Here is a 23,087-nt window from a genome sequence, read left to right on the forward strand (position 1 = left end):
TGACCTCCTTACGTCAGAAACATCTTTGCCACAAAATACAGCGCCGGTGTGAGGATGGCCGCCACAGCCCCCATGATCATCAGGGATTTCTGGTTGTCATAGGGCAGTGTCCCCACCATCTTCCCGGTCTGTCCGTTCATCATAAAGGTGTAGGGTTTGTCCTGATACCGGGTGGTCAGGATCCACACCGGAGCCAGGGCATAGGCCACCTGGTCTTCTTCCTTCCGGACCACGCTGTCCTTGAGGATGGTCCGGTCATAGCCCCTGGCCTTGACGGTTTCTTCCAGCACCCCTACGGCGGACCGTTCCACCCGTTCATCGGCCCGGGGCACGGAAGCTTCCGCATCCACATCGTATTTATCCGCCAGGAAACCGGTGAGATAGGCCGGGCTGAAGGGCACCATCTGGGAATAATCGAAGGGTTCGATGCTTTCCATGTAGGTATCGTCCATTTTGCTGGACCCATCCACCGGAATCTTGTGGAAACTCATCCGGCCGCTGCGGATGCACTGGAACACCCGGGTTTCCGTAATGATCTCATCGCTGGTTTCCATCACATTGTCGTCTTCCCCCTGGAAGTCGGCACTGGCATGGATCTTGGAATCAAAGAGCCAGAAGGGCACGTACATGGGCTGGATGTCCTGGATCCGGTTGTTGGCCGTAAAGGCCGCCGGCAGCAGGCGCTTGCCCTTGTAGAATTCCTTCAGGGCCGCCACTGCATCTTCTTTGGTCTTTTGGAAGGGGATCACGTAATCCGGCTTCAGCATGCCGCTGAACCGGTTGGGAAGCATGGTGGGATTCCCGCAGTAGCAGCATTCGGTAGCCAGGGTGTTTTCGTCACAGACGATTTCCGCCCCGCAGGCGGAACAGGTGAAGGCTTTCAGGATGGCAGCTTCTTCCGTGCTCCATTCCTTGCCCGCCATTTCCGTATTCCAGCGTTCTTCTTTGGCCTCCTGGGCCGCTGCCGCCCGTTCCTGCTGCCGGGCAAAGAGGGCTTCCATCTGTGCCACGTCCAGTTTGGTATCGCAGTAGGGGCAGACCACCTGGCTTGCCCCCGGCTGGAATTCCAGGGGCCCGCCGCAGTTGGGACACTTGTAGGCAACAGAGGTATCGGTCATTTTCACTCACCTCCTGTTTCAGGTCTTGTCGTTGTCGTCAAAAGGATCTCCGCACTGGGGGCAGAATTTCGGGGGATGATGGGGATCGGGGGGCTGCCAGCCGCATTTGTCACAGCGGTACAGCGGTGCATCCTCCGGTTTTTTGGCTCCGCAGTTCATGCAGAATTTTCCCTGGTTCACCGTGCCGCAGCCGGGGCAGGTCCATCCCTGGGGCTGGGCTTCCGGTTTGGGAGCGCCGCATTCCATACAGAACTTCCCGGTATTCCCTTTGTGGCCGCAGGCGCAGTCCCAGGTCCCTGCCGGTTCCGGCTTTTTGGCGCCGCAGGCCATGCAGAACTTCCCGGTATTGCCCTTCTGGCCGCAGCTGCAGTCCCAGCCATTGGGAGCCGCCGCTCCTGGGGCAAACCCATTGGGCTGACGTGGTGCTTCTGCCGGCGGTGGGGCCGGCTGCTGGGCCGCCGCCTGGCCTGCCAGGGCCTGGAACATGTTCGCCCCGGCATTCCCTGCCATATTCATGCCCATGAACCCGAAGGCGGCTCCGGCGTTCTGGTTTCCTGCCGCTATCCTCATGGAATCGGTGCTGGAATCCACCACGGCCCCCATGGCTATCCGGGGATCGCTGCCCATGGTCATGCCCATCTGGACCTTCTGGATCTTTTCTTCATCCGCTTCATTGGCTTTGATATTGCTGATCCCGAAGGAAACGATTTCAATACCCCGGAGGTCCCGCCATTTTTTGCTCAGGACATCGTTGAGGGCTTCCGCCAGTTCAAAGGTATGGGCCATGATTTCCGTGTAGTCGATCCGCTGAGCGCTGAGCTGGGCAAAAGCCGGTGCCAGGGCCATGAGCAGTTCGCTTTTCATCTGGCTGTCCAGGGTTTCCCTGCGGTATTCGTCGAAATCGTTCCCGGCCACGTGGGTATAGAACAGGATGGGGTCCGTGATCCGGTAGCTGTATTCTCCGAAGCACCGGAGCCGGATGGTCAGCACCTGGCCAGTGGTGTCATCCTTCACCTTGAAGGGGATTTCGCTGGGAGTCCCGTATTTGTTCCCGATCAGTTCCTTGGTATTGAAATAGTATACCCGCTGATCCTTACCGGTATCCCCGCCGAAGGTGAACCGTTTCCCCATCTGTTTGAAGATTTCCTTCACATTGTCTTTCAGGTCTCCGGTAAAGATGGACGGTTCGGTGCTTTTGTCGTAGGTGTATTCCCCCGGTTCTGCACACAGATCCACCACCTTGCCGTTTTCCACTATCATCATGCACTGGCCGTTGTTCACAGCGATCCGGGATCCGTTGCTGATGATGTTGTCGTCGCCCTGGTTGGAGCTCCGGCTCCCGGTCCGTTTCTGGCCTTTCATCATCAGGATGTCCGGTGCCATCTGGCAGTAGAAAAACTCTTTCCATTGATCGGCCAGCACGCCGCCTACAGCGCCCATCCCTGCTTTGATCAGTCCCATAATTTACCTCTCTTTCTTCAATCCGTTCCTATTTTCCATATCTTCTACACTCTTCCCTCTTTTCTCCCCTACAGATCCATCCGGTACAGTTTGGCTTCGCCTTTCTCCCGGCTGATCCGGCGGTAGATCAGGATGGAATCGTTTTTCATGGGGGTGAGGATTTCCATGGTCAGTTTGGGTTCTGTCTTGAATTTCCCCAACAGCTTTCCATCCTTCTTGCGGTAAATCCAGTAGATGCCGCCTTCTTGTCCCAGCACCACCCGGTGCTCGGTGACCACGTACCCACGGCCTTCTTTGGTAAGAGGTCCCTCAAAGGACTGGATCAGCTGTCCGTCCTGCAGACTGTACTGCCGGACCACATTTTGATTTTCACCCTTGTCGTTTTTCATATACCCCATCAGGTATAATCCGTCCTTGTCCGCCCATTGTTTCTTGATGTTCAGTCCAGCCTTCCTTATCGCCTCTACGGTAAGGAGTTCCTTCCCCTTGGTAAGGGTCCCTTTGTCCAGGATCCCGGTCCAGTAGTCCCATTTTTGGGTAAAGACCACATCCTTCCCCTGATCGATGGGAATCAGAGTCGTGCCGGTGAAATCGGTGGGCACCATGGTCTTTCCGTCGTAATAATGCCAATAGGAAGCTTCATTTTTCTTTTCACGACTTTTATAATCCCCTTGTTTGTGCCAGTCATAGACAGTTCCGTTGGATACCACCAGTTTGTCCCGCCAGTAGGCCCGTTCATCCAGCACCTTCAGGTCACTGAGCGTCTCATCCTTGAAACTGACAGACCGGAGTTTGGTCCGGTATGTTTCGTCCTTGTTGTCGAAGCCGAAGAAGTAAATCCGGTCCCCGTCCACCGCCAGGGTGTCCGTCCACAGGATCTGGTCCTTGAAGGTCAGCCCGGTATATTCATAGATGTTCACCGTCCGGCCGTCTACTTTAAAACTGGATGCCACCGGGGTGCTGATTTTCTTCCGCACCGGCAGGTCGGCGTTGGGGTCTTCAGGGGTTCCTCCGCCCCCGTTTCCCCCACCGCAGCCGGATGCCAGGACACACAGGGTCAATGCTCCCAACAGAATTTGTTTCCATGTCTTTTTCATAGTATGCTCCTTTCTCCAGATATCCGTTCGTTCTCTTTCTGCTTTTATTGTACAGAATTTTCAGAAGGAACACACTGTACTAAAGTACAGGTTTTGGTAAAAAAGAAGTCAGACCCAGCCCCTTAAGGGCCGGGTCTGACTTCTTATTTCCTATTTACTTGAATCCGTCCCTGTCCTTCCGGCTTCCGATAGGCTTCGCTGACGCCCTGTTTCTGGACGTAATCAGCCAGGATTTCCACGTCGGACAGGCCCGGTTCCGCTACCAGGGTGGTGTCCCGGAACATGGTATAGCCGTTGCCGCCGTCACTGAGGATGTAGCTGGTCCCGGCCACCAGATAGTCTTCCGCCGGATCCAGGGGTTTGCCGCCGATCATCACCTGGCGGACCCTCCGTTCCCCTTCCACCCGGGCGAAATTTCCCTGGTCATCCAGTTTCACCGGCGAGGGGATGGCCGGATCGTAGACAAAGGTCAGCCCGGATACCTGGAGGAACCCGCCGTTTTCTTCCGGCGCATGGGATACACTCAGTTCCAGGGCATCCAGCAGCTGCTGGCCGGAAACGCTCCGGAGCACCGCCTGGTTCCCAAAGGGGAACAGTGTCAGAAGGGTCTTCCGGGTCCAGGCGCCCCGAGGCAGACCGGAACGGAAGGAGCCCCCGTTGATCAGGGCCGCATCCGCCTTGAAACAGGTCCGGAAAGCATCTGCGGCAAAATCCCCCAGATTGGTTTCCTTCTGGCGCACGGCCCGCTGGCCCTCCAGGGAATCCACCAGTTCTACAGAGGATTCTCCCACCTTCTGGGACAGAACCTTGTCCACTTTAGCCAGTTCTTTCCGTACCAGTGTCTCCACTTTGGGATCCGGTGCCGGCAGATTTCGGATCAGTTCGCCCCGGATGGTACCGTCATCTTCGATGACCATGCGTCCCAGGGTTTGGAGCTTGGTCCCGGTCTGGGCCACCGGGATCATTTTGCCCTTCCGGTCCGGGTAATACACTTCGTCCTGTTCGTGGGAATGGCCGTCGATGAGCCCATCCACTCCCGTTACATGGGCCAGGAGCGCCCGGCTGCTCCACACGGGGATGGAGCCGTCGCTGCCCAGATGAGATACCAGGATCACCGTATCCGCCCCTTGTTCCCGGGCTTCCTCTACGGTATCCTGGACCTGTCTGTAAAGCTTTACCCCTTCCTTGTCCTCGCAGAACCCATAGATGAAACGGCCTTTCCCGTCCTGGAAGAACCGGGGCGTGGACGAAACCAGGGTACCGGGGGTGGTGACCCCGATAAGCGCCACCTTCCGTTCTTTAAAGGGAAAGATCCGGTAGGGCGCCAGCACCGGTTTCCCCGTATCCCGCCGGACGAAGTTGCAGCTGGTATACCCACACTTCAGCTTTTGGGCCAGGGACAGGAAATTGTCCATACCATAGTCGAATTCATGGTTGCCGGGAATGGCGAAATCATACCCGGCAGCGTTCAGGATCCGGACCATGGCCCGGCCGTCGGTGAGCTTCCCCAAAGGTTCCCCCTGGATGGCGTCCCCGGCGTCCAGGAGCAGGGTCTGGGGATTTTCCGCTTTCTGCTGCTTTTTATAGGCCGCCACCCGGGCCAGGGTGAGATTTTTGTCCACCCCGCAGTGGATGTCGTTGGTGTGGAGCAGCACCACCTGGGCCCAGGCCTGGAGGGGCATCAAAAGAGCCAGGAGAGCCGCAGAGGCACCGGCCCGGAAAAGTTTTTTGCGGTTGGTCATAGTTTTCTCCTTTTGGTTACAGCCGGTCGAAGACTTTTTCCACCATGGGCCACAGCCGGTCCTGGTCCACGGCAAAGACGATCCGGGCCTTCTGGGTCCCTTCCGGTCCGAAGCCCCGGTAGGCCATGGTATCTCCATAGCCCGGTCCCACCTGGTCATTCACATCCACCGGCAGGGTTTCTTCCCGGGTGATCACCTGGGGATCGATGACCACCGCAGCAGCCAGCACATCCCAGACATAACTGGAAAAGCCCGGATCCTGCTGGAACAGAGGTCCGGCCCAGTACTCCTTCCACATGGTGCGGGCCCAGGGCTGGGTGATTTTCCCTGTAAGCCGCTGGTATTCCTGCCGGCTCAATTTGGCCGTGTTGCACACATCCAAAGGCAGGAACACCTGTTCCGTCCAGGGTGCCCGGTACACTTTCCGGGCGGATTCCGGGTCGATCCACACATTGAATTCTCCATGGGGCATCACATTGCCTTCCACCATGAAGGCTCCGGCCATGTACACCACCCGTTTCACCAGCCCGGCAATGGCCGGATCCCGGTCCAGGGCCGCCGCCAGGTTGGCTCCGCTGCCAATGGCCACCAGGGTCACCTGACCGGGATTATTCCGGATGGTCCGCACAATGAAGTCTGCCGCCCTTTCCTTCCGGGGCTCCAGTTCCGGTTCCCGGTGGTACCGTTCCCGGTATACCTGCTGCCAGGAAGCCGGACGGGGATAGCCGGCGGCTCCTTTATGGCTGTCGAAATTCTGTCCGTACAGGCGTTTTTCTTCCGCCATATGGGCAAACCGGTCTTTCCGGGTGGGTTCATTCACCCCCATGAACACCGGGATATCCTTCCGTCCCATCCCTTCCAACTGACGGATGGCCGCTGCGGTGCCGGTTTCCACCCAGGTGTTCCCAAAGACGATGGTCACCCCTTCCAACTGGATGTTGGGGGCCTGGGCCAGCATCATCATGGCCACCCCGTCATCCAGCAGTTCCACCATATCCGTATCCAGGATCACCTTTTCCTTCTCAGCCGCCAGCCCCCGCCCCAAAGGGGCCAGGACCGCAAGCGCCAGGATCCCTACAATACGAAAGAATTTTCTGAAATCATTCTGTATCTTCATTATCTTCACCTCCTGTCTCCAGTATACCGGAAGAAGGAGATTTCCGCACTGTACTAAAGTACAGGGTTGAGAAAAATGGAGGGGTTTTGCACAAAAAGTACAACACCCCTCCATTTTGTCAGCTTGTTGCCCTTGTTCAAAGCCAGTTTACTGGCTTCCTTCGGCAGTTGACAGTTGACTGCTGACAGGGTCTGTTGCCCCAGCAACAGACCTACTCCCTCCCCGCATACCCTTTCTCTGCCGCTTCCACAGCCAGTCCCACCAGGCTTTTGTGGCCGGTTTTGCTGAGCATGTTGCTGATGTGGAAGCTGACGGTCCGGCGGGTCAGCTGCAGCCGGTCGGCGATTTCCTGATAGCTCAGGTTCTGGCAGACCAGGTGCAGGATCTGGATTTCCCGCTGGGTCAGGGTGGCGTTGTAAAATCCAAAGGTGGTCCGTTCCTGTACATCCGGGAACAGATGCTCCCCCTCCATGGTACGGTGGATGCAGTCCACGAACTGGTCTGCAGCACTTTCTTTGTAGATGAAACTGTCCGCCCCCGCCTCCTGGGCCAGTTCCACAAAATGCACATCCTGGAAACCGGTCATGATGATGACTTTGATCTGGGGAAAATGCTTTTTGATCTTCCGGGTACATTCGATCCCGCTGGTCTTCCCTTCCATGCAGATATCCATCAGTACCACATGGGGCTTCAGCCGGCCGCAGGCTGTTTCCACCATTTCCGAAAAGGGCAGCTGCCCCACCACCTCCAGGTCTTCATACGGTTCCAGCAGCCTGGCCAGCCCATCCAGCAGGATTTTCTGGTCATCCACCAGCAGAATACGGATCATCGTTCGTCCCTTCCTTTTCTTCCATCCCAAAACGGATTTTCAGTATAAAATGAGGGGTCCCGGAAACGTCCAGTTTCCCGCCCCGGCTTTCCACTTTTTCCCGGATCCCGGTAAGCCCGCCTCCTGCCTGGACGGGTCCGGTGCAGCCCAGTCCATTGTCCTGGATCAGAAGGTTTTCTTCGTCCAGGACCAGAGCCACCTGGCTGGCCCGCCCATGGCAGACGGCATTGGTCAGGGCTTCCCGGATGATCTGCACATACAGTTCCCCTTTCCATTCCTCCTCCGGCAGATTTCCCCGCACGGTGACCAGTACCCCCAGCTTCCGGTACACAGAAACCAGTTCAGCCAGCCGCACCTGGGGTTTCACCCGGATTTCCTGCCGCACATCAGAAAGCATGTTGACCAAAAGGGGCATGATTCGCTGGTAATCGGCGAAATCCCTGTTGTTCAGCACCTGCTGGAGCAGGCTGATCCGCATCCCCATCAGATCATGGATCCGGATCCGGATTTCCCGGAGGGTTTCCCGGCTCTGGATTTCCTGGACATGCTGGAGCAGTTCCTTCAGCTCAGCATTTTTCTGCTGCAGCTGCCGGTTCTGCTGGTCCAGGGACTGGTTCAGCCGCTGGAGTTCCGTGACATCACTGGCAGTCAGCTACCAGTGGGACTGCCCCTGGAAATAGATCTTGACCCGCTGGAACAGCAGCCAGCGGCCGTCCGGCAGCCGGAAAAGCAGCCCTCTGCCCTGGTTTTCCCGATGCAGCCCGGGCCTGCGGACTTCCTGGAGCAGGTGCCACAGCATATTGCCGTTCCGGATCCCCACCCCCAGGACACTTTCCGTATACCGGAACAGGGCCCGGTTCATCAGCACCGGTTCGCCGCTAGCCAGCGAGATCAGGACCCCTTCCTCTAAAGAATCAATGGCTTCCTGGATGGAATACTCCGTGATCTGCATCCGTTTTTCCTGGATGGTTTCCGGCAGGAGATCCAGGGACCGCACCAGAAAAAGCCCCAGGGCCAGGCCCATCTCCCAGGGATAGCTCCCGTCGAAAAAGGGCAGGATCGCCATTCCGGCCAGGCACAGGGACAGACACCTGATTGAATCTCCCTGCTGCCACAGGGCCAGCACCAGGAGACTGCCGCCAAGGACCAGACGGAACCCCGTACCATAGGGCTCTTCCCGACCCAGCTGGATATCCTGGATCAGATCGCTTTCCAGGAGGATCAGGAGGACCAGGATCACCCCTTCCAGCGCTTTCCGGCGGCGAAACCGGAACCGGGGAAGGGGCTGGAGGAAATAGATCAGGAGGCTCTGGCTCATCAGCCCCACAAAGCCCAGCAGCACCAGCACCCGGTGGAACAGAGGTCCCAGCTTTACAAAATCTACCATGATCCGTCCCCCTTCTGGTGCTGAAGAACCAGACTGCTCCCGTATTCCAGTTCCCGGCAGAACAGGCCCCTGCCATAACGAGATTGATGCTGCGCCACAAATTCCCGGACCCAGGGCCGGGGATCCCAGAGCAGGGACAGCTCCCATCCCTTCTCACTTTCTTTGAAGCAGCAGATCTGGGAACTTTCCCCCTGGCGCACCGCCTCTTCCGAAGCCTCCTCCAGCAGCTGGAAGAAAGCCAGGGACGTTGTCACCGGCAGCTGCCCCTCCAGACGATCGTCCACCAGCGTCTTCAGTCCGGTCCGTTCCAGGTAATGGCAGAGTTCCCGGACCGCCAGCTGCAGTTCCCGGACCGGCAGGCTGTTGTCTTCCCGTCCCCGGAGCAGCAGGACACATTCTTTCTTCAAATAACAAGCCAGCACATTGAGCCGTGCCACCATCTGCCGGGTGCCCTCTCCTGGTTGGGCCTGCTCCAGGGCCCGGGCATACTGCAGGAAAAGGGGCCCTTTGCTCTGGAGTATGCCCTCCACTTCCTCATAAATCCGTTGCCGGGTCTGCTGATGGATCCGTTCCCGCCGGATCTTTTCCCAGTTCCGCCGCAGCCGGTAGACCCGCTGCAGGGTCTGGGCCGTCAGTTCCAGTTTTTTCTTTTTTTGGCGCAGTTCGCCCATGTCCTGGTACCATACCACCTGTCCCCCGGAAATGGGCATGGTCCTCCGCTGCCAGTCTCCGTCCGGAGGGACGGGCAATTGTTGGCACTGGTACACCGTCCGTCCCTGCCGGTCCAGGATGGTCAGCCCCAGGCGGGAATGGAGAAAGCAGTCCCGATACTGGCTGTTCCCCGGCAGCAGCCGGGACCGGAGCAGGGCTTCCATCCAGAGGAAACCGAAAAATGCCGTCCACAGGACCAGTTCACTCCGGAAGATCCAGGAAACCCGCAGGATATAGCCGGCAATGTATCCTCCGTACAGCAGGATGACCGTAAAGGGCTGCCACAGCCTCTCCAGACTGATTTTTTCCCGGAAAGCCCTCCAGCACAGCCACCCATTGGCCAGAAGCAGCTGGGCCAGATAACTGAACAGGATCAGGTAATACACAAAGCCATAGGTATAGATATCCTGGTGGGGATTGGTACTGGGCTGGATCTGGAACACCAGCTGATGCCAGTCATTGGTCAGGGCCAGCCCGGCTAAAAGAAGGTCAACAAGCAGCAGGCCCTGGAGCCAGCGGGGAAGAGCCCTGTCTTCCGGTCTCCGGTTGCTGGCATAGCTGATCCAGACCACCAGAAAAGCCAGCAGCCCCATGCAGGGATAATAGCCGTACCAGAGCAGGCGGGCCAGGGCAGCCCAGCCGGTAATCAGGGTCAGCCGCAGCAGCCGGATGGTCAGCCAGACCAGCCACACCCAGATGCTCCAGCCCACCGCCTCCCGGGCCCCCAGCTGGAAGATCCGTTCCCGGAGGGACCCACCCCACAGGATCACCCCGATCATTATGATCAGATACAATACAGGCAGAGGAATGCCAAACCGGGGTTCCTGCAGGAACGGCAGGAGCTCTGTCATTTCCTGTAAAAATTGCTCCATGGTCCCCTCCCTCCTGTCAAGCTAAGTGATTAGCATGACTTTTTCCTCATTATACCATGAAGGAAAGGGAAAGAAAAAGGGACTGCTGCCTGCGGTATGCGGCAACCAGTTTTTGCAGCATATTCAAAAATTTGCCTGCAAATTCAACATTTGGCTCCAGCCTTCAGGCTCCAGACTTAAGCCGCTATGCGTCTCTACGACTAGGGGGTTGTTGCACAGAACGTGCAACAACCCCATCCCGGCCTCCCTCTTCACTCTTCCCTATTTTCTTTTTTCACGGTACAATAGAAAGAGAAATCTGATAAAAGGAGGCCTTACCATGCTCGTCCACCATCTGTTGTCCTTTGGTGAACCGGACCGGCTGGCGGTCTTTGACCAGGGCCGTTCCTATACCTACCTGGATCTCCGTACTCTGGTCCGTCAATGCCGGAATGCCCTGTATGCCCAGGGGATCCGGCAGCAGACCCGTGTTGCCATTTTTTCCCGGAAAACCGTCCACTATATCGTTGCTTATCTGGCCCTGGCTTCCCTGGGCGCCATTGCCGTACCCATCAACAGCCAGCTGAGCCAGCGGGAAGTGGGATTCATCCTCCGGGATTCTGAGTCCAGTTTACTGCTCTATACCGGTAATCCTTTTGCCTGGAACGCCCTGGAAGCCACGGCGGATCTGGAGGGATCCATCCGCCAGCTGCCTCTGGACGGGTATCTGGACAGCCCGGCCCCGGAAGCGCCGTCTCTTTCGGAAACCTTCACGGACCAGGAGCCTTTCCTCATCATCTATACTTCCGGCACCACCGGCCGGCCCAAAGGGGCTCTGCTGTCCCACGCCAATGTGACCTGCAACGCCCGCCAGTTCCAGGAAATCCTCCGCATCACCCCAGAGGACCGGGTGCTGGCGGTGCTGCCCCTGTACCACTGTTTCTGCCTGATCACCGCCTTGATCAATCCACTGCTGGTGGGAGCCTCCCTCTTCCTGTATGACAGCGTGAACCTGAAGGACATTGTCCATTTCATCCGGGACCAGCAGCTGACGGTGCTGTACCTGGTGCCTTCCCTCTGTTCCCTGCTCATCCGCCGGGGACAGCCGGAGGACCTGACCTCCGTCCGGTACACCGTGGTGGGAGGCACCGCCATGCCGCTTTCCCTTCTCCAGGCTTTTGAAGCCCGGTACCATCAGCCCATCATTGAAGGATACGGCCTTTCGGAAGCTTCGCCGGTGGTGTCCGTCAATCCCCCGGAGAAGGTGAAAAGCGGCACCATTGGCCTGCCCCTGCCGGAGATCCAGGTGAAGGTGGTGGATCCGGAGGGACGGGAAATGCCCCAGGGCAGCCGGGGCGAACTGCTGGTCAAAGGACCCAATGTGATGCTGGGCTACTGGCATCTGCCGGAAGCCACGGCAGATGCCCTGGTGGACGGATGGCTCCACACAGGCGATGTGGTGGTGGAAGATCAGGACGGATACCTGCGGATCGTGGACCGTCTGAAGGACATGATCATCAGCATGGGGGAAAACATCTATCCCCGGGAAATCGAAGAACTGGTCTATGCCTACCCGGGCATCGACGAAGCGGCGGTCATCGGCATCCCGGACAAGCTCCGGGGCCAGGCCGGATGCTGCTTCTACACGGTCCGGGAAGGGGAAACCGTGGACCCCAGGGCCCTGAAAAAATACCTGCAGCAGAATCTGGCCATCTACAAAGTCCCCCGGGTATTCCGCCAGCTGGAAGCCATGCCCCACCTGGCAACGGGGAAAATCGCGAAGAAGGAACTTAGATGAAAAAGGAGTACTGCACATGAGCGTGCAGTACTCCTTTTTTGTCAGCTGACCGTTGACAGGGCTGTTGCTCACGCAACAGCCCCATTTTTTTATCCCCTTACCAACCGGTAGTACTTCTTCTTCCCCTTCCGGAGCAGCAGGCTTTCTTTGCCGTCGAACAGAGTGTCGTCCACAACGGTGTCCACGTCGGTGATCTTGGCATCTTCGATGGACAGGCCGTTCTGCTGCATCAGCCGGCGGCCTTCGCTCTTGGTGGCGATCACCTTGTTTTCTGCCAGGAGATCCAGCAGACGGCAGCCCCATTCGTCCTTCCGGACGGTGATGGTGGGCACATTGTCCATGTTGCTGCCAGAACCGAACAACGCTTCCGTGGCGTTTTTCGCCTTTTCCGCTTCTGCTTCCCCATGGACGATCTTGGTCACCTCGTAGGCCAATACCTTCTTGGCTTCGTTGATTTCCGCACCCTGGAGAGCCCCCAGCCGCCGGACTTCATCCATGGGCAGGAAAGTCAGCAGCGCCAGGCATTTTTCCACATCCGCATCGTCGATATTCCGCCAGTACTGGTAGAAATCGTAAGGAGAGAATTTCTCCGGATCCAGCCACACAGCGCCGCCTACGGTCTTGCCCATTTTCTGGCCCTGGCTGTTGGTCAGAAGAGTGTTGGTCATGCAGTAGGCAGGCTGGCGGTCCTTCCGGCGGATCAATTCCACCCCGGCGATCATGTTGGACCACTGGTCGTCCCCGCCCAGTTCCATGACGCAGTTGTATTTCTTGTGCAGGGTATAGAAGTCATAGGCCTGCATGATCATGTAGTTCATTTCGAAGAAGGTCAGCCCGTTGTCGCTGGCCAGACGGGTTTTGTAGCAGTCAGCGGCCAGCATCCGGTTCACGGAGAAATGGACCCCTACGCTCCGGAGCATGTCCACATAGTTCAGCTTCAGCAGCCAGTCGGCGTTGTTGGCTACAATGGCCTTCCCTTCGGACAGGTCGATGAACCGGCCGATCTGTTTCTTGAAGCATTCGATATTGTGGTTGATGAATTCCGGGGTAAGCATCTTCCGCATTTCATTCTTGCCGCTGGGGTCTCCGACCATACCGGTGCCCCCGCCCAGCAGGATAATGGGACGGTGGCCGGCCCGCTGCATATGGGCCATGACCATCAGGGCGATGAAGTGACCAACATGGAGGCTGTCCGCAGTAGGGTCAAAGCCAATATAGAAAGTGATCTTTTCCTTTCCCAGCAGTTCTCTGATTTCATCCGGGTGGGACATCTGTTTCAGGTATCCCCGTTCTTCCAGTACATCCAATACGTTCATGGAACATCCTCCTGTAGCAATTTTCAACACAAAAAAGCCGGCTGGCCCGGCCGATGGCAGCCTGACCAGCCCGGTTCCTTATTTCTTGGGTATTTCAGACGTGCAATGAGGGCAGCGGGTAGCTTCCGGATCCACCGGCATTTTGCAGAACGGACACAGGGTGGGTTCTGCTTTGGGTTCTTCTTTCTTGAACCGGTTCATCAGGGACACCAGGCAGAAGATCACAAAGGCCATGATGATGAAATCGATGACATTGGTGATGAAGCTGCCATAGGCGATCACCGGCAGGTTGGCGGCTTTGGCTTCCGCCAGGGTATTCACCTTTTTGCTGGACAGATTGATGAACAGGTCAGAAAAATCCACGCCCCCGATCAGGATCCCCAGAGGGGGCATGATAATGTCGTTGACCACGGAAGAGACAATCTTCCCGAAAGCACCCCCGATGATAACACCGACGGCCATGTCCACCACGTTGCCCCGGAGGGCGAAGTCTTTGAATTCCTTGAAAAAGCTCCCCATCATTGTTCTCCTTTATTTTTTCGGCGGCAGGATTTCCAGCCAGTAGTTGTCCGGATCGGTGATGAAATAAATCCCCATAGCCGGGTTTTCAAAACAGATGCAGCCCATTTTTTCATGCTTGGCATGGGCGGCGGCAAAGTCGTCGGTTTCAAAGGCCAGGTGGAATTCATTGTCCCCCAGGTTGTAGGGTTCCTTCCGGTCCTTCAGCCAGGTCAGTTCCAGCAGATGGCTGGTCTGATGGTCCCCCAGGTACACAATGGTGAAATCCGGGGTTTCGATCCGCCGGGTCTCTTCCAGGCCCAGGGCTTCCTTATAAAAAGCCAGGGATTTCTGAAGGTCCAGCACATTGAAGTTGTTGTGGACAAATTTGAAGTTCATGGATTCTTCCTTTCTTCAGGCTGCCTTTTTCCGTTTGGAAATAATGGACAGGCAGGAACCGAACAGGATCAGGGCGATGCCCACGATCATGTTCACCGTAATGGGCTCATCAATCACCAGCCAGGCCATAAAGGCGGTGAGGATGGGTTTGATGTAAAAAGCCAGGGACGCGGTAGCAGGGTCCGTATATTCCATGGCCAGGAAATAGCTGGCGTATCCCAGCCCCGTCACCCCTACGGCGATGTAGGCCAGAGGCGGGATGTGGGCAGCGGTAAGGCCGCTGAGAATGGGAATGTCCGTAAAGACTTTCAGTCCCAGGGACAGCATCAGGTTCCGCACCGGTTCAAAGGTGGAGATCCCGATCAGGACCAGCATTTCCAAAGACCCGCAGATGAAACTCAGGCTGGTCATGGCAATGCCCCCGTAGCGTTGGGCGTGTTTCCGTCCGGCGATGCCGTACAGGGCAAAAGTCAGGGCAGACAGCAGGATCAGGATGATGCTCAGCTGGCTGCCGGACATGTTCACCGGGTTTACGATGCAGATGATCCCGGCAAAGCTGGCCATCAGGGAAAAGACGGTCAGTTTGTCAATGGGCTCACCCAACAGGAAATAGGCAAACAGCACCACGAACACCGGGTTGCAGCTGAAGATGACCCCGTTTACCGAAGCCTTGCCGTAGACAATGGCCATCTGATACAGGATCATGCTGACCACAACCCCCAGGAAACCGGAAAACAGGAAGAATTTCAGATCCTGTCCGTTCAGCTGGACGTTCTTTTTCTTCAGGGCGCTGAAGGCCATGGGCATCAGCACCAGTCCCCCGATCAGGAACCGGAGGAATGTGATCTGGATGGGATGGAACATGTTCCCGAAAAACTTCAGGGCCGTTTCCATAGTCCCAAACAGAAAGGCGGTTACAAGGACGAAAATATACCCCTTATTCATAAAATTTTACTTGACTCCTTCCAGGATAAAATCCAAAGGAAGCGTCGCGGAGGCGTTTCCTGGGTATAACAGATGGTTATTTCTCACCGATGATCCGGACTTCCGGCTCCAGCCAGACGCCGCTCATGGCGTGGACCCGTTCTTTCACGTCGTCCATCAGCTGGAGGATCTCCGTGGCCGTGGCATGGCCCCGGTTCACCACAAAACCGGTGTGTTTCTCTGATACCTGGGCATCACCTACCCGGTAGCCCCGAAGGCCTGCCTGGTCGATCAGTGCCGCTGCAAAATATCCTGGAGGTCTCTTGAAAGTGCTTCCCGCACTGGGGAAATTCAAAGGTTGTTTACTCACCCGTTTTTGGGTCAGATCATTGATCCGCTGCCGGATAGCTTCCGGATCATCCCGGGTCAGTTCCAGGGTGGCATCCAGAATGATGTCCCCGGTCTCCATCACCACAGAATGGCGGTACCGGAAGTCCATTTCTTCCCGGTCCAGGGTCCGGCATCTGCCCTGGGTATCCGCCACAGTCACCGTACGGACCAGGGTGCCGATTTCGCCCCCGTAGGCACCGGCATTCATAAGAATGGCGCCCCCCAGGCTGCCGGGGATCCCGGAAGCGAATTCCAGGCCGGACAGTCCTCCTTCTGCCGCCGCCGAAGCCAGCCGGGAAAGAAGCACCCCTGCTTCCACCCGGATGGTGGTACCTTCAATGGCCAGCTTCTTCAGGCTGCGGCCCAGTTTCACCACACAGCCCCGGACGCCTTTGTCCAGGACCAGCAGGTTGGATCCGTTGCCGATTACCGTAAGCGGGACGTTCTGATGGTGGATCTCCTGAAGGAGGCTGCACACCTCTTCCCGGGTCTCCGGTGCCACCAGAAGGTCCGCCGGCCCCCCTACCCGGAAGGTGGTGTACTGTTCCATAGGGGCATTGATCTGGAATTTCCCGGGCAGGTGTTCTTCCAGAAAAGAAAGTAAACCAGACATGGTCATCAGTCCATAACTTCCTTCAACGTATCACTGAGGGTCTTGGACAGGTCTCCGAACATCATCTGGAACCGGATGTAGGCCTGGATGTATTCTGCGGCCACCGGGTTCAGCTGGAGCACGTTGTACAGTTCCTGCATTTTCTTCACTTTGGCATCATCAGGTTTCTGGCCCTGGTACTGGGCGATTTCCAGTTCCTGTTTCTGCTTCAGGAAATCCTTCACCATGGATTCTGCAGAAGAATCCGAGGCCAGTTTCCCTTTGGCTTCCACCAGCACTTTATATTCATGGGATTCCTTAATGGCTTTGCAAAGATTGTTCATTTCGTCATAAACGTTCATGGTCTGAACCTCCTAAAAATAGATTCATATCTTATTAATTTTACCATAAAAGGATAAAATTTGCAGACAAATTTTTCCAAAGGAAACGCAGCCGGCTCCTTTTCACTGGTTCAGCACCTGGTACCGGCTGCCGGCGTCGTAATCGAAATGCCACCATTCCATATCGCTGGCCGTAAAGCCCTGCAGGGTCATCTGCTGCCGGAGCAGGTCCCTCAGGTACCGCTGCTTCTGGGTCCCTCCGGCAAACTGGGCATACTGGGCCGGGGAGGGTTCGTCAAAATCCGAGATCATGGGTACTTCTTCTCCCGTGTCCAGGCTGTACAGGCTCACGTCGATGCTCCGGCCGGAATTGTGGGAATACCCTTCTTCCGCCTTGGGAAGCATATCTGCATGGTCCTTGCCCAAAGCCAGGGTGGCCAGTTTGAAATCCTGCCAGGACCGGTAGGCTTCCCACACCACCAGGCCGTATCCATAGGGCCGCAGTCCGTTCTGGACCCTGGCCAGGGCCTGGGCGGCGCTCCGGTCCAGCAGGGCGTTCTGGCGCAGCACCAGAGGCGCCCCGAAAAGATTGTTGTCCGTGGTGTACCGGAGATCCAGCTTTACCCCGGGTACGGTCTGGGCCACATCCACCAGGTCCGCAGTCTTGTCATAGGGCAGACTGGGTGGCACGGCTGCCGCCGCTTCCTTCCGGAGTTCTTCCATGGGGTTGGGAGGCGTCACCCGGACAGGTTTGCCGTTTTCCCCACCGGTGAATCGGCGGGTATAGCTTTTCTGGCCCAGGTTCAGGCTGATCCCCAGGCCGTTCTTGTCACGGTCGAACCGGACCGTGCTGTCCGCATCGGTGTTGGGTCCCACTTCCCGCAGGTCATAATTGTCGTAATGGTTCTTCACCAGCTGGTACACATTACTGCCGGTGTAATCCCGGTCCTGGCTCTGGAACCGGTACAGCAGCTGGAGCTGGCCCTTATTTTCCCGGACCGCCACCTGCTCTCCGTTTCCCTGATAAAAGCCCACCAGGGCCGCTTCTTCCCGGTTCAGTTCCTCCGGTTCCCAGGCTGCCGCCCGGGCCGTCAGTGCCAGCCCCACACAAAGACAGGCTGACAGGATTGCCGTTTTCTTAAACATCCCGGTTCTCTCCTTCCTGTTCCACCGTATCGTCCTCCGGCAGGGGATGGACGTTTTCCACCACTTCCGCCTCGTGGGCCCCGTTGGCATCCACCTTAGACGGAGGGGCACAGGGCGGGAAGGTGATCACAAAGGCCGTGCCCTTGCCCACCTTGCTCTGGACCTGGACCCTGGCCTTGTGCATCCGGATGATTTCCCTGCCGATGGCCAGTCCCAGCCCCGTCCCGGGAATATGCCGGGAATGGGATTTGTCCGCCTTATAGAACCGCTCCCAGATATAGGGAATGTCCTCTTCAGGAATTCCGAAGCCCTGGTCGGCCACGGTAAGCACGGTACCCTTCTGGCGGTTTTCCATCACCTGGAACCGGATTACCGAACTGTCCGGGGAATACTTCATGGCATTGTCCCCCAGGATCATCACCAGCTGATACAGCCGGTCCCCGTTGCCGTACACCAGAAGGCTGTCATCCACATACTGTTCCAACCGGATATCCCGTTTCTTGGCCCGGCCTTCCAGCATGTTCACCACGCTTTCCACCACTTTGCCCAAAGGGATGGGTTCCATTTCCTCTCCTTCACCCCGCTGGAGCCGGCTGATGTCCAGCAGTTCGTTGATCAGCCGTTCCAGCCGCTGGGTTTCGTCGTTGATCAGCTTCCGGTATTTCCTGATGTCTTCCGGATCCGTAATGGTCCCATCGGACAACGCTTCATTGTAGCCCTGGATAATGGTAATGGGAGTCCGGAGCTCGTGGGACACATTGGCCACGAAATCCCGGCGCATCTTTTCCATTTTCCGGCTTTTCCGTACGAACTGTTCCAGATCCCGGCCCAGGGAATTCAGACTCCGTCCCAGGTCCGCCACTTCGTCATCTCCGTCCACTGCCACTTTCAGGGAATAGTCCCCCAGAGCAATGGCCTTGGCGGAATTCTTCATGGAAATCAGAGGCTTCACCATCCGCCGGGTAAGCCCGCTGACAATAATCACACTGACGAACAGGGCGATGATCCCCACAATGATGGTGTAGATGTAAATATCCTTCAGCACCTTGTTCAGGCCTCCCAAAGGAGACGCCAGCAAAAGGGCCCCGGTCACTTCCCCCCGGGTGTCCTTCAGGGGGATCCCCACCATCAGCACCTGTTCCTTGTAGTAGGGATGATAAATCCGTTCATTGACCCGGTCCCCGCTGTACACTTTCGCCAGGGTTTTCCGGAACCGCTCGCTGTTGGGGCCTCCTTCCTGGATCTGCTGATCGATGGCCGCCACGCTTTTCATCCATTTTTCCCGGCGCTTGGCTTCCCGTTCCTGTTTGGAGGAATCTGATCCATCATGGACCTGTTCGTATTCCGTACCAGTTTCCGAAGCCCCGATCAGGTCGAACTGGTTGTTGAACACCCAGATCCGGGCCCCCACCAGCTGGTCCATGGAAGTAAGATATTCCCGAAGGATGGTCTTGTCCATGTGCGTGGCGTCGAAGTACCGGATCATCATGGCCACCTGGCCGCCTTTGTCATTGAGTTCCAGTTCCTTGGTCCGGAAGAAATAATCGGTGATCAGGTAGCTGAGGCCTACGGAAATTCCCACGATAATAGCCAGAATCAGGCCCATGTAACTGTACATGAGCCTGGTGCTTAATGACTTCTTCACTTTTTGACCTCAAACTTGTAGCCCACACCCCAGACGGTCATAATGTCCCAGGTGGAATCCGGCGGAATGTCCAGTTTGTGCCGGACCCGCTTGATATGGGTATCCACAGTACGGGTATCCCCGTAGTAGGTGTAGCCCCAGATCTTTTCCAGCAGCTGGTTCCGGCTGAACACGATCCCCGGATTGGAGGCCAGGCACCAGAGCAGTTCCATTTCCTTGGCGGTGAAGGTGATTTCCCGGCCAAAGGCAACCACCCGGTATTCGCTGAGATTGATCATCAGGTTGGGATATTCCAGCACCTGTTTGTTCTGGCTGTTCATGGAGGCGTTGGTCCGGCGGAGCACCGCTTTCACCCGGGCCACCACTTCCCGGGTATTGAAAGGTTTGGAAATGTAGTCGTCCGCCCCGATCTCCAGTCCCAGGATCCGGTCGTCATCAGAATCCTTGGCCGTGAGCATGATAATGGGAATGTCGGAAATCTTCCGGACCTGTTTGCACACTTCCAGTCCGTCCAATACAGGCATCATAATGTCCAGCAGGATAATGTCCGGCTTGCCGGCCTGGACCTGGACCAGGGCTTCTGCCCCGTCCGCCGCTTCAATGACCTTGAAGCCCTCTTTTTTGAAATAAATGCTTAAAATCTCACGGATCTGCGGTTCGTCATCCGCGATCAATACGGTCTGTTGTTTGTTCATAGAAAGCCCTCACTCTTCTGGCAGAAAGCTGCCGGATTGAAAGAATCCCTTCTTCCAGGACCCATAACTGAGTGTCCAAAAGCGGCACTCCATTGGTTTATTATATCATAAAATGTCAACAGAGGGGGACCGTTGCCTTTGCAGCAGTCCCCCTCCTGGCTCATTTCTTCGACCGGAGCCGGAGATATTCTTTTTTCAGAGCATCAAAGGTTTCGTCACAGATATCGTGTTCGATTTTGCAGGCATCGTGTTCCGCATGTTCCTGGGAGACGCCCAGGGATATAAGGATGTGGGTCAGCACCTGGTGCCGCTCATAGATCCGTTCCGCAATATCCCGGCCGGTTTCCGTCAGGTTCACAAAGCCCGATTCGTCCACCGTAACCAGGCCCTCTGCCCGGAACTTTTTCATGGCCACACTGATGGTGGGCTTGGAATAGCCCATTTCGTTGGCAATATCAATGGAGCGTACCAGCCCCAGACGATTTTTCAGCACCAGGATGGTTTCCAGGTACATTTCCGTGGATTCTGATTCATGGTATTCCATACGTTTTCACCTTATTGCTGCAGCATCGGAGATGCTGGTTATTTTGGTTAGTGTTTACATTTTATTCTACACTATGTTCAGCAATTGTGCAAACGGGGAAGGATCTCCGGTATGTGTCAACAAGTTCTCAGTAAAACCTTCATCACAGTATAGTTATTCATTCATGTCCGAAAGTAAAGAGTGAAGAGTGCAGAGTGAAGAGCATGGGCCCGTAGAGGACGCACAACAGGCGGTTCGCCAGATGTACGAGTCTCCGACCCCAACGCTGTAGGGGCGGGCCTGTCAGGCCCGCCCGTCCCGGCCGCCCAGAGGGCAAAAAATTCTATACCCATACACCCGCGTGCTCCACCCCAGGAGCGACAACACCCGATGTTGTCCCGTAACCAAGGAATCCAGATGTGTCCCCCTTTCAGGGGGACACAGAAGAGGGGCTGCTGCATGCGCAGCAGCCCCTCTCCTCAGGCTGGAGACTTTCCCTTTCCTTACATCAGTTTCCGGAACATTTCGATGACCTGTTCCTTGGTGGCTTCTCTGGGGTTGCCGGGATAGCAGGCGTCGGCCAGAGCGTCTTTGGCCAGCTGGTCCAGGTCTTCTTCCCGGATCTTTTCGTTCTTTTCCGGGATCCCCACGTCCTGGGACAGCTTCCGGACAGCGGCAATGGCAGCATCCCGGTATTCTTCCTGGGTCATGGAATCCACTCCTTCCACCCCCATGGCTTTGGCGATGGCTTTGTATTTGTCGCCGGTGTATTCCTTATTGAATTCCATGGAAATGGGCAGCAGCATGGCGCAGGCTACTCCGTGGGGAGTGTCATAATGGGCGGACAGGGTGTGGGCCATGGAATGGTCGATGCCCAGTCCCACATTGGAAAAGCCCATGCCGGCAATGTACTGGGCCAGGGCCATGCCTTCCCGGCCTTCTTTGGTGTTGGCCACTGCGCCCCGGAGGTTTTCGGCGATCAGCCGGATGGCTTCGATGTGGAACATGTCGGTCATTTCCCAGGCGGCTTTGGTGGTATACCCTTCAATGGCGTGGGTCAGGGCGTCCATGCCGGTGGAAGCGGTGAGGCCTTTGGGCATGCTGGACATCATATCCGGATCCACGAAGGCCACTACAGGCATGTCATGGGGATCCACACAGACGAATTTCCGTTCTTTTTCCACGTCGGTGATCACGTAGTTGATGGTCACTTCCGCAGCGGTACCGGCGGTGGTGGGCACAGCCAGGATGGGCACGGAAGGATTCTTGGTGGGAGCGCAGCCTTCCAGGCTCCGGACGTCAGCAAATTCCGGGTTGGCGATGATGATGCCGATGGCCTTGGAGGTATCCATGGAGGAGCCGCCGCCGATGGCGATGATACAGTCAGCGCCCGAGGCTTTGAAGGCTTCCACCCCGTGCTGGACGTTGGCAATGGTGGGATTGGGTTTGATGTCGGAATAGACGGTGTAGGGAATGTTGGCCGCATCCAGCAGATCGGTGACTTTGGCGGTGACGTTGAACTTCACCAGGTCCGGATCGGAGGCTACGAAAGCTTTGGTGAACCCTCTGTTCTGGAATTCGGTGATGATGTCTTTAATGGCACCGCTGCCGTGATAGGAAGTACCGTTCAAGGAAATTCTGTTTGCCATAAAAAAACTCCCCTTTCTTTTGTTACGGAATCGGAACACAGTCCGTTGTTCTTTGATTCCATTGTAAAAAAGAAAGAGAAGTTCCACAAGTGACACTTTTCCTCATCTGTCACCTTGACTGTTCAGTCATTACCGGAGCAGGTCACAGCGGACGAAAAGGTCCGTAAGAGCAGGCGGCATGGCCTGGAGCATCAGGTCCGCCAGCTGTTCCGGAGCTGCATCCCGGGTTCCCCGTCCCACCCATTTGGCGGTCATGTAGACGGAGGCCTGACAGTACATTTCCAACAGGGCCAGCACTGCCCGCTCCAGGTCTTTCCCGGTCTTTTTCCGGTACAGGTCCTGGTAGAACCCATAGATTTTCCGGAAGTCGTGGTCTTTCAGATTGTTCTGCTGGTCCGACTGGAACGCCGCCCGGAAGAACACCTTTTCCGCCTGGATATAGCGGAATTTCCGGACCAGGCCTTCGTAAATGGTCCTGCCGTAGCCCATTTCCCGGAAGGAATTGGCCAGCAGTTCATCAAAGTACCAGTTCACCAGATCATATTTGTCCAGAAAGTGCCGGTAAAAGGTCTGGCGGGATACCCCGGCCTCCCCGGTGATTTCCTTTACGGTGATGTCTTCCAGGCTCTGCCGGGCCATCAGCCGTTTCACCGCCTCTGCCAGCCGGTATTTGCCCCCGGATTCCCCGGTATGCTGTGATTCCTGTGGTTCTGCCATTGGGTCCGTCCCTCCTGAAGTGGTAAACTAAAATTGGACACGGAGGGGGTAATTTTTGGACATACGGTGTATACTGTACGGATAGTACGAAATTAATTATCGGACAGAAATTCTCCCTCACAGGACAGGAGGTTTGCCGTG

The 23,087-nt window shown here is 56.5% G+C and carries 22 protein-coding genes; 1 reads left to right on the plus strand and 21 read right to left on the minus strand.

Annotated features, from left to right (window positions below):
- Positions 1–8: 8 nt before the first annotated feature.
- From FX155_RS06795 to FX155_RS06835, 9 genes are all read right to left on the minus strand, one after another.
- Entirely contained in the window at positions 9–1,118 is a 1,110-nt protein-coding gene (locus FX155_RS06795; protein WP_022488112.1) for a TFIIB-type zinc ribbon-containing protein, read from the minus strand.
- Positions 1,119–1,136: 18 nt separating this feature from the next.
- On the minus strand, positions 1,137–2,579 hold the full coding sequence (locus FX155_RS06800; RefSeq protein WP_154488170.1) for an SPFH domain-containing protein: 1,443 nt from the start codon (positions 2,577–2,579) through the stop codon (positions 1,137–1,139).
- 68 nt (positions 2,580–2,647) lie between these two features.
- Positions 2,648–3,676 (minus strand): hypothetical protein, encoded by a 1,029-nt coding sequence (locus FX155_RS06805; RefSeq protein WP_154488171.1) that lies wholly within the window; start codon positions 3,674–3,676, stop codon positions 2,648–2,650.
- A gap of 143 nt (positions 3,677–3,819) precedes the next feature.
- Positions 3,820–5,418 carry a bifunctional metallophosphatase/5'-nucleotidase gene (locus FX155_RS06810; RefSeq protein WP_154488172.1) on the minus strand — a complete coding sequence of 533 codons (1,599 nt, stop codon included), beginning with the start codon at positions 5,416–5,418 and terminating at the stop codon, positions 3,820–3,822.
- Positions 5,419–5,434: 16 nt separating this feature from the next.
- A complete protein-coding gene (locus FX155_RS06815) occupies positions 5,435–6,535 on the minus strand; it encodes a nucleoside hydrolase (RefSeq protein ID WP_022487608.1) in 1,101 nt (366 codons plus the stop codon).
- 211 nt (positions 6,536–6,746) lie between these two features.
- Entirely contained in the window at positions 6,747–7,364 is a 618-nt protein-coding gene (locus tag FX155_RS06820; RefSeq protein ID WP_012938209.1) for a response regulator transcription factor, read from the minus strand.
- On the minus strand, positions 7,339–7,848 hold the full coding sequence (locus FX155_RS06825) for a sensor histidine kinase (RefSeq protein WP_154488173.1): 510 nt from the start codon (positions 7,846–7,848) through the stop codon (positions 7,339–7,341). Before FX155_RS06825 ends, FX155_RS06820 begins: the two co-directional genes overlap by 26 nt.
- 168 nt (positions 7,849–8,016) lie before the next feature.
- Positions 8,017–8,751 (minus strand): hypothetical protein, encoded by a 735-nt coding sequence (locus FX155_RS06830; RefSeq protein ID WP_154488174.1) that lies wholly within the window; start codon positions 8,749–8,751, stop codon positions 8,017–8,019.
- Positions 8,745–10,334 (minus strand): hypothetical protein, encoded by a 1,590-nt coding sequence (locus tag FX155_RS06835; protein ID WP_022487605.1) that lies wholly within the window; start codon positions 10,332–10,334, stop codon positions 8,745–8,747. Before FX155_RS06835 ends, FX155_RS06830 begins: the two co-directional genes overlap by 7 nt.
- A gap of 319 nt (positions 10,335–10,653) precedes the next feature.
- On the opposite strand from FX155_RS06835, the gene FX155_RS06840 reads away from it, so the two are divergent.
- Positions 10,654–12,111 (plus strand): class I adenylate-forming enzyme family protein, encoded by a 1,458-nt coding sequence (locus FX155_RS06840; RefSeq protein WP_022487604.1) that lies wholly within the window; start codon positions 10,654–10,656, stop codon positions 12,109–12,111.
- Positions 12,112–12,200: 89 nt separating this feature from the next.
- On the opposite strand, the gene tyrS is transcribed toward FX155_RS06840, so the two are convergent.
- From tyrS to FX155_RS06900, 12 genes are all read right to left on the minus strand, one after another.
- Complete coding sequence (gene tyrS, locus FX155_RS06845; protein WP_022487603.1) at positions 12,201–13,427, minus strand: tyrosine--tRNA ligase; 1,227 nt, start codon at positions 13,425–13,427, stop codon at positions 12,201–12,203.
- Positions 13,428–13,505: 78 nt separating this feature from the next.
- Positions 13,506–13,946 carry a large conductance mechanosensitive channel protein MscL gene (gene mscL / locus FX155_RS06850; RefSeq protein ID WP_195839627.1) on the minus strand — a complete coding sequence of 147 codons (441 nt, stop codon included), beginning with the start codon at positions 13,944–13,946 and terminating at the stop codon, positions 13,506–13,508.
- A gap of 12 nt (positions 13,947–13,958) precedes the next feature.
- Complete coding sequence (locus FX155_RS06855) at positions 13,959–14,324, minus strand: VOC family protein (RefSeq protein ID WP_012938203.1); 366 nt, start codon at positions 14,322–14,324, stop codon at positions 13,959–13,961.
- Positions 14,325–14,339: 15 nt separating this feature from the next.
- Positions 14,340–15,269, minus strand: coding sequence for a DMT family transporter (locus tag FX155_RS06860; protein WP_022487602.1), 930 nt, complete (start codon positions 15,267–15,269; stop codon positions 14,340–14,342).
- A 76-nt stretch (positions 15,270–15,345) separates the two neighbouring features.
- The gene (murB, locus tag FX155_RS06865) at positions 15,346–16,257 is read right to left on the minus strand and encodes a UDP-N-acetylmuramate dehydrogenase (protein WP_022487601.1); all 912 of its coding nucleotides are present in this window, start codon (positions 16,255–16,257) and stop codon (positions 15,346–15,348) included.
- Positions 16,257–16,592, minus strand: a complete 336-nt coding sequence (locus tag FX155_RS06870) for a YlbF family regulator (protein WP_022487600.1) — start codon at positions 16,590–16,592, stop codon at positions 16,257–16,259. Before FX155_RS06870 ends, murB begins: the two co-directional genes overlap by 1 nt.
- 102 nt (positions 16,593–16,694) lie before the next feature.
- Complete coding sequence (locus FX155_RS06875; RefSeq protein WP_195839626.1) at positions 16,695–17,717, minus strand: M15 family metallopeptidase; 1,023 nt, start codon at positions 17,715–17,717, stop codon at positions 16,695–16,697.
- A complete protein-coding gene (locus tag FX155_RS06880; RefSeq protein WP_279127104.1) occupies positions 17,710–19,362 on the minus strand; it encodes a sensor histidine kinase in 1,653 nt (550 codons plus the stop codon). The genes FX155_RS06875 and FX155_RS06880 overlap by 8 nt, the downstream gene beginning before the upstream one ends.
- On the minus strand, positions 19,359–20,057 hold the full coding sequence (locus FX155_RS06885; RefSeq protein ID WP_022487597.1) for a response regulator transcription factor: 699 nt from the start codon (positions 20,055–20,057) through the stop codon (positions 19,359–19,361). The genes FX155_RS06880 and FX155_RS06885 overlap by 4 nt, the downstream gene beginning before the upstream one ends.
- Positions 20,058–20,217: 160 nt before the next feature.
- On the minus strand, positions 20,218–20,601 hold the full coding sequence (locus FX155_RS06890; RefSeq protein WP_022487596.1) for a metal-dependent transcriptional regulator: 384 nt from the start codon (positions 20,599–20,601) through the stop codon (positions 20,218–20,220).
- A 482-nt stretch (positions 20,602–21,083) separates the two neighbouring features.
- Complete coding sequence (gene fucO, locus FX155_RS06895) at positions 21,084–22,229, minus strand: lactaldehyde reductase (RefSeq protein ID WP_154488177.1); 1,146 nt, start codon at positions 22,227–22,229, stop codon at positions 21,084–21,086.
- Positions 22,230–22,358: 129 nt separating this feature from the next.
- Positions 22,359–22,946, minus strand: a complete 588-nt coding sequence (locus FX155_RS06900; protein ID WP_022488300.1) for a TetR family transcriptional regulator — start codon at positions 22,944–22,946, stop codon at positions 22,359–22,361.
- Positions 22,947–23,087 lie beyond the last annotated feature (141 nt).

The organism is Acidaminococcus fermentans (assembly GCF_009696675.1).
GTDB lineage: Bacteria > Bacillota > Negativicutes > Acidaminococcales > Acidaminococcaceae > Acidaminococcus.